18 protein-coding genes are annotated in these 15106 nt (G+C 54.0%); 7 read left to right on the top strand and 11 right to left on the bottom strand.

Annotated elements, in window-relative coordinates:
* The first annotated feature begins 26 nt into the window (after window positions 1-26).
* Genes AYJ59_RS12080 through AYJ59_RS12070 form a run of 3 tightly spaced genes read left to right on the top strand, consistent with a single transcriptional unit; the run spans window position 27 to window position 3942 of the window.
* Window positions 27-1286, top strand: a complete 1260-nt coding sequence (locus tag AYJ59_RS12080; RefSeq protein ID WP_127120216.1) for an aspartate aminotransferase family protein — start codon at window positions 27-29, stop codon at window positions 1284-1286.
* Window positions 1283-2557 carry an ectoine hydrolase gene (gene doeA, locus AYJ59_RS12075; RefSeq protein ID WP_127120215.1) on the top strand — a complete coding sequence of 425 codons (1275 nt, stop codon included), beginning with the start codon at window positions 1283-1285 and terminating at the stop codon, window positions 2555-2557. The genes AYJ59_RS12080 and doeA overlap by 4 nt, the downstream gene beginning before the upstream one ends.
* An 11-nt stretch (window positions 2558-2568) precedes the next feature.
* Window positions 2569-3942, top strand: coding sequence for an NAD-dependent succinate-semialdehyde dehydrogenase (locus AYJ59_RS12070; RefSeq protein ID WP_127120214.1), 1374 nt, complete (start codon window positions 2569-2571; stop codon window positions 3940-3942).
* Between the two features lie 13 nt (window positions 3943-3955).
* On the opposite strand, the gene AYJ59_RS12065 is transcribed toward AYJ59_RS12070, so the two are convergent.
* Both AYJ59_RS12065 and AYJ59_RS12060 read right to left on the bottom strand, forming a co-directional pair.
* Complete coding sequence (locus AYJ59_RS12065; protein WP_127120213.1) at window positions 3956-5119, bottom strand: GNAT family N-acetyltransferase; 1164 nt, start codon at window positions 5117-5119, stop codon at window positions 3956-3958.
* Window positions 5119-6375 (bottom strand): DUF3419 family protein, encoded by a 1257-nt coding sequence (locus AYJ59_RS12060; protein WP_127120212.1) that lies wholly within the window; start codon window positions 6373-6375, stop codon window positions 5119-5121. Before AYJ59_RS12060 ends, AYJ59_RS12065 begins: the two co-directional genes overlap by 1 nt.
* Before the next feature lie 295 nt (window positions 6376-6670).
* Between AYJ59_RS12060 and AYJ59_RS12055 the strand changes: the two genes are divergently transcribed.
* Window positions 6671-7777 carry an MBL fold metallo-hydrolase gene (locus AYJ59_RS12055; RefSeq protein ID WP_127120211.1) on the top strand — a complete coding sequence of 369 codons (1107 nt, stop codon included), beginning with the start codon at window positions 6671-6673 and terminating at the stop codon, window positions 7775-7777.
* A 161-nt stretch (window positions 7778-7938) separates the two neighbouring features.
* The gene (locus tag AYJ59_RS12990; RefSeq protein WP_164730772.1) at window positions 7939-8115 is read left to right on the top strand and encodes a hypothetical protein; all 177 of its coding nucleotides are present in this window, start codon (window positions 7939-7941) and stop codon (window positions 8113-8115) included.
* Here AYJ59_RS12990 and AYJ59_RS12050 read toward each other — a convergent pair.
* The 6 genes from AYJ59_RS12050 to AYJ59_RS12025 all read right to left on the bottom strand — a co-directional run bounded on the left by AYJ59_RS12050 (window position 8070) and on the right by AYJ59_RS12025 (window position 12033).
* Window positions 8070-8501 (bottom strand): YqaA family protein, encoded by a 432-nt coding sequence (locus AYJ59_RS12050; RefSeq protein ID WP_127120210.1) that lies wholly within the window; start codon window positions 8499-8501, stop codon window positions 8070-8072. The genes AYJ59_RS12990 and AYJ59_RS12050 overlap by 46 nt on opposite strands.
* A 16-nt stretch (window positions 8502-8517) precedes the next feature.
* Window positions 8518-9633 carry a PQQ-dependent sugar dehydrogenase gene (locus AYJ59_RS12045; protein ID WP_127120209.1) on the bottom strand — a complete coding sequence of 372 codons (1116 nt, stop codon included), beginning with the start codon at window positions 9631-9633 and terminating at the stop codon, window positions 8518-8520.
* Between the two features lie 107 nt (window positions 9634-9740).
* On the bottom strand, window positions 9741-10175 hold the full coding sequence (locus tag AYJ59_RS12040; RefSeq protein ID WP_127120208.1) for a methyltransferase: 435 nt from the start codon (window positions 10173-10175) through the stop codon (window positions 9741-9743).
* Between the two features lies 1 nt (window position 10176).
* Entirely contained in the window at window positions 10177-10920 is a 744-nt protein-coding gene (locus tag AYJ59_RS12035) for a GNAT family N-acetyltransferase (protein WP_127120207.1), read from the bottom strand.
* Window positions 10921-10923: 3 nt separating this feature from the next.
* Window positions 10924-11367, bottom strand: a complete 444-nt coding sequence (locus AYJ59_RS12030; RefSeq protein WP_029939520.1) for a DMT family transporter — start codon at window positions 11365-11367, stop codon at window positions 10924-10926.
* A 60-nt stretch (window positions 11368-11427) separates the two neighbouring features.
* Complete coding sequence (locus AYJ59_RS12025) at window positions 11428-12033, bottom strand: Crp/Fnr family transcriptional regulator (RefSeq protein WP_206197881.1); 606 nt, start codon at window positions 12031-12033, stop codon at window positions 11428-11430.
* A gap of 129 nt (window positions 12034-12162) precedes the next feature.
* Between AYJ59_RS12025 and AYJ59_RS12020 the strand changes: the two genes are divergently transcribed.
* Window positions 12163-12630: a methylated-DNA--[protein]-cysteine S-methyltransferase gene (locus AYJ59_RS12020; RefSeq protein ID WP_127120206.1), complete on the top strand. Its 468-nt coding sequence runs from the start codon at window positions 12163-12165 to the stop codon at window positions 12628-12630.
* Window positions 12631-12674: 44 nt separating this feature from the next.
* Here AYJ59_RS12020 and AYJ59_RS12015 read toward each other — a convergent pair whose 3' ends face one another.
* From AYJ59_RS12015 to AYJ59_RS12005, 3 genes are all read right to left on the bottom strand, one after another.
* Window positions 12675-13067 (bottom strand): VOC family protein, encoded by a 393-nt coding sequence (locus AYJ59_RS12015; RefSeq protein WP_127120205.1) that lies wholly within the window; start codon window positions 13065-13067, stop codon window positions 12675-12677.
* Between the two features lie 81 nt (window positions 13068-13148).
* Complete coding sequence (locus tag AYJ59_RS12010; protein ID WP_127120204.1) at window positions 13149-13862, bottom strand: helix-turn-helix domain-containing protein; 714 nt, start codon at window positions 13860-13862, stop codon at window positions 13149-13151.
* Between the two features lie 27 nt (window positions 13863-13889).
* Entirely contained in the window at window positions 13890-14447 is a 558-nt protein-coding gene (locus AYJ59_RS12005; RefSeq protein ID WP_127120203.1) for a thioredoxin family protein, read from the bottom strand.
* A 177-nt stretch (window positions 14448-14624) separates the two neighbouring features.
* Between AYJ59_RS12005 and AYJ59_RS12000 the strand changes: the two genes are divergently transcribed.
* Window positions 14625-15053: a rhodanese-like domain-containing protein gene (locus tag AYJ59_RS12000; protein ID WP_206197880.1), complete on the top strand. Its 429-nt coding sequence runs from the start codon at window positions 14625-14627 to the stop codon at window positions 15051-15053.
* Window positions 15054-15106 lie beyond the last annotated feature (53 nt).

Raw genomic sequence — 15106 nt, 5'->3', positions numbered from 1 at the left:
CCTCTTAGTTATTGAAGGAGAGGAAGATGGATTGGTTTGAACGTTATGAATCGGATATTCGTGCCTATGCACGCGCGTATCCAGCTGTGTTCGTTAAGGCGGAAAACGCCATCCAGACGGATGAGAACGGTAAGGAATACATTGATTTCTACGCCGGGGCGGGGGTATTGAATTTCGGGCATAACCATCCGAAACTCAAGGCCGCGATTTTGAAATACATTGAAGCGGATGGCGTGTTGCACAGTCTGGACATGATGACCGGCGCCAAGCGTGACTTCATTCAAGGGTTTGTGGAAACCATTCTGCAACCGCGTGGCATGGATTACAAATTGCAGTTCATGGGACCGACGGGGACCAATGCGGTGGAAGCGGCGTTGAAATTGGCGCGTAAAGTCACCGGCCGCAGTCAGGTGGTGGCCTTTACGCAAGGGTTCCACGGCATGACGTTGGGAGCGTTGGCCTGCACCGCCAATGAAGTGTTCCGCAATGTGTCCGGCGTTTCGTTGGATAACGTCATGCACTGGCCGTTCGAAACCCATGAAGGCGGTGGGCTGGAGAGTTTGGAAACCTTGGCGGCCATGTACCGCAACACCTCCAGCGGGTTGGATAAACCGGCGGCGTTTATTGTCGAACCGATTCAGGCGGAAGGCGGTGTGAACGTGGCCAGCGAAGCTTGGCTCCAAGCCTTGCAGTCCTTGGCGAAAGAAACCGGCGCCTTGCTGATTCTCGACGACATCCAAGCCGGTTGTGGCCGGACCGGGCAGTATTTCAGTTTCGAAGGCATGGGCCTGGAACCGGACATCGTGACGCTTGCCAAGGGCATCGGCGGTTTGGGCACGCCCATGGCGATGAATTTGGTGAAACCGGAGCACGATAAGCACTGGAAGCCGGGCGAGCACACCGGCACCTTCCGCGGGCAGAACCTGTCTTTTGTCGCCGGGCGTGAAGCCTTGCGCTTTTTCGAAGACGATGCGCTGATGTCGGGAACCCGTGCCAAAGGCGATACCATGCGTCGCACACTGGAAGCCATTGCGACAAAATACCAAGGTAAGGGGTTCAGTGTTCGCGGCAAAGGCATGATGCAAGCGCTGGACGTTCAGGACGGCGCTTTGGCGAAGGCCATTGCACAGGATTGTTTTGAACACGGTATGTTATTCGGTCCCTGCGGAGTTGGGGGCCAGGTATTGAAACTGATTCCACCTTTGACCATTCCAACGGAGGAGCTGGACGCGGGATTGGGCATCTTGACTCAGGCGGTTGACCGCCAAGTGGAGGCGATGCAATGAGAGAACGCGATGACATGACTTTTCCTTTTTCGGAGTACGAGCGCCGGATTCATGAATTGAGACAGCGGATGGAAAAGCGCCTGCTGGATGCGGTGATTATTTCCGACCCCGAAAACCTGATGTATTTGACCGATTACCAAACCACCGGTTATTCCTTTTTCCAGGCGCTGGTGGTGCCGTTGGAATCGGAACCGTTTATGGTGACGCGAAAATTGGAGGAATCCAACGTCATCGCCCGGACTTGGGTTGAAGTGACTCGGCCTTACCCCGACACCGGCGACGCGATTCAGATGTTGATTTCAGCCTTGGTCGAGTTCGGGTTGGCGGGAAAATCCATCGGTTATGAACGAAATTCTTATTTCTTCCCCGCCTATCACCAGGATACCTTTCACACCACTTTCACCAAAAGTCGCCTGATGGACTGTTTCGGCATTGTTGAACAAGGGCGGGTGTGTAAATCCAGTTATGAGTTGGACGTGATGCGCAAGGCGGCCTTAGCTACCAAAGCCGGGATGCAAGCCGGAATTGACGCCTGTGCGCCGGGCGTGACCGAGAATGAAATCGGTGCGGCCATCAGCCAAGGCATGTTTGCCGCCGGTGGCGAGATTCCCGCGGTCATGCCGTATGTGACTTCCGGGCCGCGCACCATGATCGGCCACGCCTCTTGGGAAGGGCGTGAAGTCCAACCGGGCGAGCATGTGTTTTTGGAAGTGGCGGGCTCTTACCGACGCTACCACACCGCCATGATGCGCACCGTGATGTGTGGTGATTTGCCGGACAGCATGTATAAAGCGCAGGAGATCATGAAAACCGCCTTGCTGCACACGCGTAAAATGCTGCGGCCCGGCATGACGGTGTCGGATGTGGATAACATGATTCGTAACATTATTTCCGACAACGAAATCGGTGCCAAGCTGATTACCCGTTCCGGTTACTCCATCGGTATCGCTTTTCCGCCGAGTTGGGATGAAGGCTATATTCTCAGCCTGTTCCAAGGCGACAGTTCGGTGTTGGAGCCGGGCATGACGTTCCACGTCATTCCATGGATGTGGGGCATCGACGGTGATAAAACCTGCGGGATTTCCGATACCTTTTACATCACCGAAGACGGTTGCGGCTCGTTCTTCGACGACGTACCGCAGGACTTCACCGTCAAACCGGACCAGGGCAAAGTGCAGGCCGCCAATGAAAAGATTCCGCAACCGCCCAGCCCAGTCGGCGGTAAGAAAGATAAAAAAGTCAAAAAACGCAAAGCGTCCGGCGACAGCTAAGGAGAAGGATTATGTTTACTGCAACCAACCCGACGACGGGCGAAGTGATTCACCAGTACCCAACGCACACGTCGGAAGAAGTTTCGACGGTGATTGACGATGCCCAAACGGCTTTCCAGGCCTGGCGAAAAACCACCTTTGCCGAACGCGCGGCCTTGCTGAATAAAGTGGCCGATTTAATGGCCGAGGACGAAGAACGCCTGGCGCGTTTGATGACCGTGGAAATGGGCAAGCCGATTCGCGAAGCCTACGGCGAAGTGCAAAAAGCCGCTTGGTGTGCGCGCCATTACGCCGAGCAGGCTGAGGGCTATTTGGCACCTCAGGAGCTGGCGTCGGATGCCAGTTTGAGTTATGTGCAACACTTGCCCTTAGGGCCTTTGTTGGGAATTTTGCCGTGGAACGCGCCCTTTTGGCTGGCGTTTCGTTTCTGTGCCCCGGCCTTGATGGCGGGCAATACCTGCTTGATGAAGCATGATTCGCATGTTCCGGCTTGCGCCGAAGCCATCGGTGAATTGTTCGTCAAGGCGGGTGCGCCGAAAGGGCTGATGCAAAATCTACGGCTGCACAACGACCAGGTGGCGCAAGTCATTACCCATCCGGCGGTGCAGGCTGTGTCCTTGACCGGCTCCAGTTTTGCCGGCAGTCAGGTGGCGTCGTTGGCCGCCCAACACATCAAACCGGCCGTGTTGGAGTTGGGCGGTTCCGACCCGAGTCTGGTATTGGCGGACGCCGACATCGAAAAAGCCGCGGAAGTGCTGGCGCTGTCGCGCATTATCAATGCCGGACAATCCTGCATCGCCGCGAAGCGAATCATCGTTGAAGCGCCGGTCTATGAAGCGTTTATCGACGCCTTTCATCAGCATCTCGCCAAATTGAAAATGGGCGATCCGGCCGAGGAAAGCACACAAGTGGGGCCGATTGCGCGGGAAGATTTGCGTGAAGGCTTGCATCGTCAAGTCACCACCACCGTCGAACAGGGCGGGCGCTGTTTGCTGGGCGGTGAAATGCCGGTCGGCAAAGGTTTTTTCTATCCGGTGACCTTGTTGGTGGATGTAACGCCGGAAATGCAGGCGTCCTGTGAAGAAACCTTCGGCCCCATCGCTGTGGTGATGAAGGCCGAATCGGAAGCGGAGGCGATGCGTATCGCCAACGATACCCAGTATGGTTTGGCCGCTTCGATTTGGACGGCGGACGCCGCCAAAGCGCAACGCATGGCATCGGACATCGAAGCCGGGCAAGTGGCGATCAACGGCATTGTGAAAACCGACCCGCGTTTGCCGAGCGGCGGCATCAAGCGTTCCGGTTATGGACGCGAGTTGGGGCCGCATGGCATTTTGGAATTCGTCAATGTGCAGCAAGTCTGGGTGGGGCCGGCCAAAACGTAATAATGCGACGCTTTTAAAGTTGATGCTTTTCGAACAGCTTTGGTGCTGTTCGATTCACCAAGGCGGCAAATCCCTGCAATAGGCGACGTCGTTTGTTCGGAAGGTGCTCAACGTAAAGGGCGGTGTATTCAATCTGCGGTTGACCGCCGCGCATGCGTTTGAATTGTGCCGCGCCGGAGCTGAGGTTCATCATTTTGCCACTTTCGTAGGTGTGCTTTAACAGCACCGCCATCAATAAACGATAGAGTCCGAGCGATTTCGGCAAACGGGTGTCGTAGCCGAGAATCGGCGTGGTGATGATGTCGCGTTGGGTGAATAGCCCCATGGCGGCCACCACTTGACCGGACGAATCCCGAAATGTATGAAAATCCACCAGACCTGACTTGTGCAGATGGTAGAGAAAATCGGCACTGAATTGCGGATTGTGAATCGAATGCTTGTCGATGAACAGTTGCGTGAAAATCCGTTCGATGTCGGCGAAATCGTCGTATTCCAATTCCGAAGCCGGCGCATATTGCAAAATGGTTTTGCGCAGTAGGCGTTGGTCGTTTTTGCAATTATTGCGTTTCCACCAGTCGGTGTTTTCATTGTCGAACAGATACACCTGCCGGGCCGGAATCAATAACCACCCTTGGGCTGTCAGTCGGCGCATCATGTCGCCGTCGGTGCGGGCGTTCAGCGAGCGCAGACTCAAACTGTGGTCGGGGTAGCGTTGGGTCAGGTCGGCGACCAAGTTCTGTAAGGTGGCTTCCGACCAATTCGGCACCAAGTTGGTGGACACCAACCAGTTGTTCAGCGACACCGTTTGATTGATTTTGGCGTGTTTTAACGCCAGGCTGCCGAGTCCGATGGCGCCCTTCAAGGCTGTTTCCAGAAACACATTGTTCAATAACCCCAATTCGTCCCGGGCATAGGAAATGTAAGCCGTGTAGGGCGAACAGACATAGCTGTTGTCGTATTCCTCCTGGTTGACGGTGACGGGCACCCAATCTTCGTCAATCTTTTTCAGCGTCAAACGGGTGGTGACATTGCGAATCGCCTGATGCACGCCGCCAGCGGCTTGAATGGCTTCGAGATAGCGGTGCGTGGCCGACTGGCCAAAGGCTTTGGCGGCCGTCGGGTATGTTGAACCGTATACGGGGTTATGCGTCAAGGCATCCGTTCCTTGTTGAATCATTATTCGGCGTGGTGGCTGTACACATGCACCCCGCCGTAAATGGCGGAACGGTCCTGGCGCGTCCAGTCGCGATTGGCTTGGGAGTTGGTTTTCCAATGAGCCAAAAGCGCTCCCGGCAATTTATCTTCCAGCGGCGAAGTTTCGCCGGCGGTGCGAAATACCACTTTGGCCCCCGGCATGGCGGTACGGTTTACTTCTTCCCAGAGTTCGGCCAACTGGGTTTCATCCATCCAATCCTGAGCGTCCAGAAACAGATAAGCGTTCAAACTGTTGGCCGGCATGGCTTTCAAACGTTCGGTCATGGATTGATGGTGCACCTGAATGCGGTCGATGTTCTGCTTTAAATCCTCGAAATAGGTCTGCTTGAGATAACGTGGCACCGCTTGACGGTGTTTGATGTCGTATTCGCGGTTAAAGGCCTGCCAGGCGAAATAATTGTCTTCCAACGGGAAATCGCAAGCCAGTCGTCGGGCGCGTTCTTTCAGCAGGTCGTGCATGCCATGCTGCGCCTGTTTGGATTCCTTGTCCATTTCGTCGAACTGCGCCGGGGGAATGCCCAAGCTGTACATCACCACGGCACGGTTGCAGAGAAATTTCATCAAACGGGTGTCGAACACCGGTGCAACGTGTTCGTCGAACAAGCGTTGCTGTTCCTCGGGCGTGCGGGCCAGCATGACCTGACGGATGTCGTAACCGAGGCGTTTGCTGACCCAGTGAATCGACCCGATAAAGCGCCCCAGCAACCCGTGGCGGTAAAAGCCGTCGGTGAAGTATTCGATGCGACGTGGTCCCCAGAAGGTTTCGCGGCCTTCCCAGTAGTCGATGGTCTTCTCGTCCAGATGCGGTTTGATGTGGATTTCATAGGCATCCAGGTTTTTGGAACGGTCGGCGCGGCCGAAAAAGTCGAAAAAGGATTCATGATCCGGCAGGTGTTTCAGGGCGGCCTTTTTCAACTTGATGAGCGCGATGTGGGCTTCGTTCAAGTCCACCACCGTAATTGAATTGGGTTCCACGGTCAGGTAATTGAGTGCATTGCATCCCCCGGACGAGATGGTGAACACCCGTGAGTGTTGGTCCAGTTCCAAGGCGCGAATATCGACTTCCGGGTCTTCCCAGATTTGCGGGTAGACCAGGCGGTCGAACCATTTGGTGAACAGGCGGTCGAGAAAGCCTTTGCGGGTGAACAAATGGGTGTTGTTGACGGCGGAGTTGAGTAAATCCTTGGTGGCCGGTTGAGTGGTCGCAGGTGTGGTCATGGTCTCGTGTGCTCATTTTTTGAATATTCCGGCTATGCTAGCCCGAAAAAATGACGCCAGAGTGACCGTAATGTAAAACTTATTTGATGAAAATATGACCGTTTTTCAATGGGTTTCAATCCGCGTTGCTTGTTGAAAAAATGACCAGGCCTGGTGGTTTTTGGCGCGGGGTTGAGACAGGCGCGGAACTCCTATTTTATTGCATAGTGTGGCTGAACCGCTTTGTTAAAATTTACTTAAACGGATCCGTAGAATCCGCTCGAATCAAACGAACTTAAGGAGTCGTTGGAATTTTATGAAACGCAAACCTTCCCTCTGGTTGACGGCCGCTTTGTCGATGGCTGCATCGACCGCTTTCGCGTCAGGCTCGCAGGACGCTTACGTCGCCAGTTTTGAAACCTATGCTAAAGAAGTGCAAGCCTTGCAAGGCGACCATTCGGCCGATAACGCCATTCAAACTTACGCCCAGGAAGTGGCCGCCGTTGAAAAACGGGCCGGTTACATCGGCGATGAACTGCCGATTCCGAAAGCCACCAAAGTCATGGACGGTGTGTATACGGTGGTGGGCAGCTTTATCTGGGGCACGCGCGAGAACTTCGGTTTGAACAACAACCTCAGCGCAATCATCTTCCCGGATGGTGTCTTTGTCTATAATGCCGGGCCGAACGAGGCCGTGGCTTACAGCTTTCATCAACAAATTAAACGGTTGACCGACAAGCCGGTGAAATGGCTTGCGGTGGAGAATGACCAAGGTCATGCCTATTTGGGTGCCAGTTATTGGTGGGATGTGGGCGTGAAAAATCTCTACTCGGAAAAAACCGCCAATGAACGGTGGCACCGCAAATTTGCCGGCAATAAAGAACGCTATGCCGCCGGGCGCGGGCGGGCCATTACCGAACCGGCTTACGATGTCACCGACTATTTCACCACTTTTGACGGCAAAAAAACCGTGGATGTCGGTGGCGGTGAAACTGTGGAGCTGATTAATTTCGGCGGCGGTCATACGCCGAGCATGACGGGCATGTATGTGCCGTCGAAAAATCTGCTGTTCACCGGCGACCTCGGCTTCAACGAACGCCTGCCGGGATTGTTGCACGACAGTCATTACAAAGACTGGATGGCGTCGTTTGATAAGATGGTCTCGATGGTGCCGGATGATGTGGTGGTGGTGCCCGGTCACGGCACACCGACCGATCTGGCGACGTTAAAACGTCAAACCTACGATTATTTTGCGTATCTGGAAGAACAGGTGCGGGCCATTGTCGACGCGGGCGGTTCTCTGGAAGAGGTGGATGCCATCGACCAATCGCACTATCAGGATCGTCCGGTCTTCGAACAGTTGGCCAAGCCCAATGCCCGTCATATGTATGAAGAGATGATGTTGGAAAAATCGAAAAACTGAGTCGGTTCACCGACGTTTCAAAAGCATTCAAACCGCCAGGCCTGGCGGTTCTTGTGTTTTCAGGGCGTAAAACTTGTCCGGCATCAACTTTTGCGTCGGCCGCACTTTACCTGAGAACGAAAATCCTTAGCATGACATCAAAACCGCTGAGGAGGCGAAAGATGAAATCCGCAACACAGGCTCACTTGAAGCCTTATGGCCTGAAACGTTATTGGTTACTTTTTTTTGCGTGTTTGCTGGTGGCCCGTCCGGCCATTGCCGCCGAAAGCATGGGCGACAGTGTGGCGACGAATTACGCCCAGCCGAACCAGCCCATCAGCCCCAACAAAATGGCGTAACGCACGCCTTTTCCCGTCACCACCAACACCACAAACCAAACGAATCTAACCCGCATCACCCCGGCCACCAAGGTCAAGGCATCGCCAAAAATCGGCGCCCAAGCCAGCAACAGCGACCAGGTACCATAGCGCTGAAACCAGTGCTGGGTTTTGGCTAAGGCTTCGGGTTTGACCGGAAACCAGCGGCGGTCTTGAAAATGCAGTAGGTATCGCCCTAAGCCGTAATTCACCATGGACCCCAAGCTGTTACCGGCGGTGGCCCACACCCAAAGCATGAACGGGTCTTTTCCGGCGGCGGCCAAACCCACCAACAGCACTTCCGACCCGGCCGGAAACAAGGTTGCGGCCAGAAACGATAAAGCAAAGAGTGATAAATAAGCGTCCATCTTGGGCGACGGAATGCTATTTCGGACTCAGGCGATAGATTTTGCCCGAATCCGTCGCCACATACAGGTGGCCTTGTGTATCTTGTGCCAGGCTGCGGATGCGTTGGTTCAAGTCTTTCAATAAGCGGTGTTCCGCGATGGCTTTGCCTTCTGGTGACAGCACCACCTGGTTCAAATGCCGCAGCACCAAGGAACCGGCAAACAGGTTGCCGCGCCATTGCGGAAACGCATCGCCGTCGTACAGTAACAGGCTGCTCGGTGCGATGGACGGAATGTAGACCTTCACCGGCTCAATCATCCCGGTTTGATGCGGTTTGCCCACCGGTTCGCCGCTGCCGTATTCCTTGCCGCGGGAGACAATCGGCCAACCGTAATTCTGGCCCTTCTGGATGAGGTTGATTTCGTCGCCGCCACGTGGACCGTGTTCGATTTCCCAAAGGCGTTGATGTTGGACGTCATAAGCCAAGCCTTGCGGGTTGCGGTGACCGTAACTCCAGATTTCCGGCAAGGTGCCGGCCTGGCCGACAAACGGGTTGTCCTTCGGAATGTCGCCATCGAGCATCAGGCGCAGAATGGAACCGGCGTGATTGTCCTGCTGTTGCGCTTTATGACGACGCCCGCGGTCGCCGACGCTGAAAAACACATGGCCGCGATGGTCAAAAGCAATGCGGCTGCCGAAATGGATGTTGCGGTATGATTCGGATTTGGTGACCATCAAGTCTTCCCAGTTCACCAGTTCGTCGCCTTGGATTTTGGCACGGGCCAAGGCGGTGATGGCGGTGGTCGGCAGCGGTTTGCTGTAAGTGAAATAGATCCAACCGGTTTGCTTGAAATCGGGTGACGGTTTGACGTCCAGCAAGCCGCCTTGACCGGTGTCATACACAAACGGCACGCCTTTCAACCAGGTGATGTCACCATTGCGGACATCCAGTATGCCTGCCTTGCCGGCGCGTTGGGTGAAAATCAATCGGTTGTCGTCCAGAAACGCCATGCCCCATGGAATGCCCAAGCCTTTGACCACTTCGGTGACGTTAAATTCAGCTGAATCGGCCTGCGCGGGCAAACTGCTCCATCCAAGGCAAAGCGCCAGTAAGCCGTTCAGCCATAGTGTCCGTATTTTTCGTAACCTCATCCGCGGCCTCCAACCGTTTTCGTCCGGTCAGTTTAGAACCCTTGTCACGGCTTTGCAACGATTCGAGTCCGTTTCAACATTTTTTGTGCAATCGGTTTGAATGCGCTTTAAACCCAGCGTCGGACACGCTGTTGGTAACGCCGATAACGCTGGCCAAAGCGTTCCTGAAAACGTTCTTCCAAGGCGTGGAGGTGACAACGATCCAGCCACAGCACAAAAGCGGCGACCAGCAACCAAGCGCTCCAGTGGTTTCCGGTCAGCCAGGCTTCGCCGACTAAAATCAAGGTGGCGCCGAGGTGAAACGGATGGCGAACATGTTTGAATATGCCCAGCGTCACCAGTTCGCCGTCATATTGGTTGAGCCAGGAGCGGCCGGTGCTTTGTTTGTAAAAACGCGCGCCGCACCCCAGCAACCCCAGACCAAGGATCAGCGGGATGAAACCGAACCCGACGTAGGCAGACAGGGCGGGGGAGAAATAAACATGCGACACGGCGATTAAGCCGGCCACGGTTGTGAAAGCGGTTAACAGCGTGGTGGGCATATCAGTTCCTTTGGTAATTTCGAATCGCAAACACGGTTTGAAAGCCGAGTTTGCGGTACAGCGGTTCGCCCATGGACGACGCTTGCAACACCATATGACGGTGATTGTGGCGATGACGTTGCATTAAAAACGCCATCATTTCCCGTGCCAAGCCGCGTCCGCGAAAACAGGGTTGAACGCCCATTTGATGCACGCCGACGGTGGCGCCGGTGCTCAAGGTCAAAGCGGAGGCCGCAGCGTGACGACCTTGCCAGGCCAGCCAGAGTTCAATTTGGTCATCCCATAGCAGGCGCTGGATGACCGAAAGGTCGATCTCGTATTGAAAGGCCGCGGACGCCACCGCCACCCATTTCTGTGCATCCCGGTCGGAAGTGACTTGCCGGATGACAAGCGTTTCGTCCAAGGATTTTTCTGTCGTTTGGGTGAGATCCAAATTCATGGCGGTTTGCGGGAATCGCATGTCAAAGCCATTTGCAATCAGCGCGCTTTCCAATGGCCGCGTGTCCTGATGCGCGGCTTCCCAAATCGGGACGATCGGGTTGGGGCTCAGCGCCGCCAGCGATTCGGCGGCGGTATCCGGCGAAAACTCGGCCATGGAGCCTTCCATCCAAGCGCGGTAAGGCCATTGATTGCAAATCTGAAAATCCGCCAGGCCTGGTCGATTGTCGGATTTGGCACCCATGCGCCGCCATAATTCGGTCAGGTTTTGCAAATTGATTTGTGAAGCGAACACTCTGTCGGACATGGTTTATTCCTTGTTGATAAGAATGACGCCAACCAATAAGGCGACGATGCCCAGCCATCGACTGGGCGTTAACGGTTTTTGCGGCATATCGAACCAGCCGAAATGGCTGGCGATGACCGCCATGAGTAATTGGCCGCTCAAGGCGAAGGCCATCATCTGGCCGATGCCCATTTTCGGAATCAGAAAATAGAACATCGAAATCGCAAAGGCGCTCAGCACACCACCGGAAAACCACAAATACCACGGTACGGCGCGGACGGCTTCCCAACTCGGATACTCCCGTGTGGTCACCAACACCGACAGGCCAATCACCATCAAGCTGGCGGCAAACGCCACCACCGTGGCCAGAAACGGGTTCTTCAGCCAGACGCCCAGCTGGGCATTCAAGCCCGCTTGAGCGGCAATGGCGGCGCCGGAAAAAAATGCGATGAGCGATAAACTGTTCATGGGCCAAGCATAAAGGACTTGGCCCACCGGTTTCATTTACATAGGTTGATGAAAACGCAATTAATTCAGTTTTTTGCGGATGCGGCTCAGTTGAGTGGGGGTGATGCCCAAATGGGAGGCGATGTGATATTGCGGAATGCGTTCGCTCATGTCGGCAAAATCGGTCAGGAAGCGCTGATAACGCTGAGTGGCGTTTTCCTGGATGATTTCCACTTCGCGGGCGTCTTTGGCCAGCAGCCAGTTTTTTTCCAGATAAGCGATTTGGAAGACCATCAAATCCTGGGATTGGAACAACAGTTGGCGATAGGCGGCGAAATCAATCAACAGCACCTCGGAGGCTTCCAAAGCCTCGAAGGCGAATTGAGACGGCGTCTCGGTCAGTAACGCCGCCATGGAACCGGGGAACATGCCTTCGTCGAAAAAGTGTTTGTTGTATTCCCGGCCGTCGGTATCAAGTGCATAGACCCGAAAGAGTCCTCTGTAGACGAAAGCAAAAGAAGTCGGGCGTTCGCCGGTGGCATAGAGGGTTTCGCCTTTGGCGAGCGTTCGTGTCGTGCAGAGCGCTCGCAACCGCTGCCAGGTCGCTTCTGAAATCGGCGCATAACTTTCCAGCCGGGCTTTTAAAGCGGCCAGTTTGGGTTCGATGTCATTGTGATGTGAGGTCACGATGGGTCCTTTTCTCGTTGTCGCCAAAAGCCAGTCGAATTTATTATACGAACCTCAAATGTAAAAGAATGTTTTTTCATTCGTGGTAGAGTTTATTCTGTAAAAGCCTCTTTATTTGGAGAGATGAACATGAACTATATTACGTTTGATACCGCGGTGGGACGGATGCGTTTGATTGGTGATTCGCAAGGCATTCGAGAATTGCATTTGAAAGCGGACGAAACCCCGTTTGCACCACTGGAAGATTGGCGCGAAAGCGATGAATGGCTAGCGGATGCTGTGCAGCAATTACAGGCTTATGCCGAAGGCAAACTGCAACGATTCGATGTTCGGCTCAATCCGCAGGGAACCGATTTTCAGAAGCGGGTTTGGCAGGCTCTGTCGGAGATTCCGTTCGGTGAAGTACGCTCTTATAAAGACATCGCCGTTGCCATCGGTAACCCGAAAGCGGTTCGAGCCGTCGGTGGTGCCAACGGCAAAAACCCGATTCCGGTGATTGTGCCGTGCCACCGCGTCATCGGCGCCGATGGCTCCCTGACCGGTTTCAGCTCGGGGTTGCCGTTGAAAAAACGGCTGTTGGCACTCGAAGGCATTTGACAGGCTCGAATTGCGTTCCGGTTGGAACCTGGATTCAGGTATTTTTAACCCTTTGCAAGTTCTTTGGCCAGTTCAATCAAGTGGCCGTCCGGGTCTTGCAGAATGGCGACTTCGAAATTCCACGGCTTGACCTCCGGTTCGGCACGAATGGTGGCACCTGCGGCCACCGCCGCCTCGAAAGCGGATTTGACCGAATCCGGTTCCAGAGTAATCTGACTGGCAATGGGCTGGTTTGGGTGAGCGTGCTGATAAGGTTGTCTGATAATTTGTTCGGCAAGCTCATGGGCGCAAAAAGCCAGTGTGGTATCTCCGGTTTCCATTTCGGCATAATCGCCGCCTTCGTGTAAAAAGCGCGGTTCGATACCGAAAGCTTTTTGATAAAAATCCATCGACCGTTTGACGTCTTCGACGTACAAAATGCTATAGCTTAATTTCATGTGTCTCTCCTGTGCTGAGTTCAAATGGAGTGTACGCCATCCCGAAAAGAAAGGATTGTACGTTTGGGACATGTCATCATTTCACGTCTGGTTTAACCAATCTCTTGGTGTGAGTCCGGTCAGATGCTTGACGTCTCGATTCATGTGAGCTTGATCGTAATAACCGGCTTCCAGCGTTGCTTCAAGTAAAGCATCTCCCTGTTGTAAACGTTCATTCAAACGATTGAAGCGTTGCACCTTGCCATAAAAGCGTGGTGGGTAACCGAAAGCATGTGTGAACAGGCGGTGGAAGTGGCGTCTCGAAATGTGGAGATGGTCGGCGAGCTGTTGAATATTGCCTTCGGCGGCTTGGGCGAAATAGGTCAGCCGACGATGGTTGTCCGAGGTTAAACGAGAAGTGCTGTTTAACAGCGCGGTGGAAAGCCGCTCTGCAAAGGCGGGTAAGTCAAGTTCCGGAGTGGAAAGCTGTGCTTTAAGAGAATTCGAAAATGGGAACAGCTCATTTAAGTCGCAACGCTGGTTGGTGAGCGGCTGCATGGGCATGGCTGTCAATAAACTCAAAGCACCGGGACGGAAGCGGACGCCGAAGAAGGTTTTGCTTCCAATCACTCGAACACTTTGAGCCTCGGTCATGCTGCCGATGAGAAAGGCGTCGGTCGTGTGCTCCGTACGTTCAAAAATCCAGTCTTGGCAACCATCCGGCACAATCAACTGGGCCTGAGTGTGCATTTCCGCTTGCCAGAAGCAATCCACTACTTGAGATAAGGCGAGCGGTGGTAGCTGTTCTTGATACATATTTGGCGCTTCCGAATCAACGGAAAATCAATCTTTCCACTTGATCGAGCAGCCCATGCTGGGAATTTGTTCGGCGGGGCCTTGTCCGGTTTCGGCGACTTGAATCATCGCGTCCAACAGGTCGCGCTTAACGTCTTCCGGCGCGGTTTCCTTGCGCGAGGCATCCAGGCGACCGCGGTACTGTAAGCCCAGATCGGCGTTGTAACCGAAAAAGTCCGGGGTGCAGACCGCGCCGTAGGCTTTAGCCACTTCTTGCGTTTCGTCCATGACATACGGAAACGGAAAATTGAATGTTTCGGCGATGCGTTTCATATTGTCGAAAGAATCCTCAGCGTATTCCGTCGGGTCGTTCGACATAATGGCGATGCTGTTGAGGCCGTAGTCGTCGCGCAGAATGCGGGCGTCATTCGCCAAGCGCGTCTGGATGGCTTTGACATAAGGACAGTGGTTGCAGATGAACATCACCAACAGGCCGTTCGGCCCTTTGGCTTTTTCCAGCGTCCAGTTCTGACCGTCCACGCCAGGCAGGTTGAAATCAATTGCCGGTTGTCCGAAATCGCACACCGGTGTGGTTAAACTGACCATAATATTTCCTTATTTTTTGTCGGATGCAAGTTAAAATGGGGCCTGTGAATAATTATAGGAGAGATTTACACGAGATGGATACACGGCTAAAAATTTTATCTCATTTTTTCTTCGTGTCCCACTCGTGCAAAGCTCTCATAGAAAATTAAATCTTAAAGAACCATTGGGAGAAAACAATTGAAAAGTTTGATGGATTATATCGAAGCGGCCAAGCAAGTGATTCAAGAAGTGTCTCAGGAAGACGGTCGTGCGTTGGTTGAAAAGGGTGTGAAGGTCCTGGACGTGCGTGAGCCGGGCGAATACCTGGCGGGCGCGATTAACGGCGCGATTAATGTGCCGAGAGGCGTTTTGGAACCGGCGGCGGATTTGAATTACCCGGGCGCGAATCCGGCACTGCGCGACCATCGTGATGACGCCTGGTTGGTGGTGTGTAAATCCGGCGGACGTGCGGCATTGGCGACTCAAACCTTATCCGAAATGGGCTTTAAGAATGTGACCAACCTGGTTGGCGGCATGGACGGCTGGCAAGCGGCCGGTTTCCCGATGGCGGTTCCGTCGGACGAAAATATGACGGTGGTTTTGAAAGAGCCTTGCCGTATCGACTGAATGACGCTTGAATGTCGATAGTGAAAACCCACCAGGCCTGGTGGGTTTTTTGT

It is taken from the genome of Thiomicrospira sp. S5 (assembly GCF_003991075.1).
GTDB classification, from domain to species: domain Bacteria; phylum Pseudomonadota; class Gammaproteobacteria; order Thiomicrospirales; family Thiomicrospiraceae; genus Hydrogenovibrio; species Hydrogenovibrio thermophilus.
This window is presented reverse-complemented; position numbering and strand designations above follow the sequence as displayed.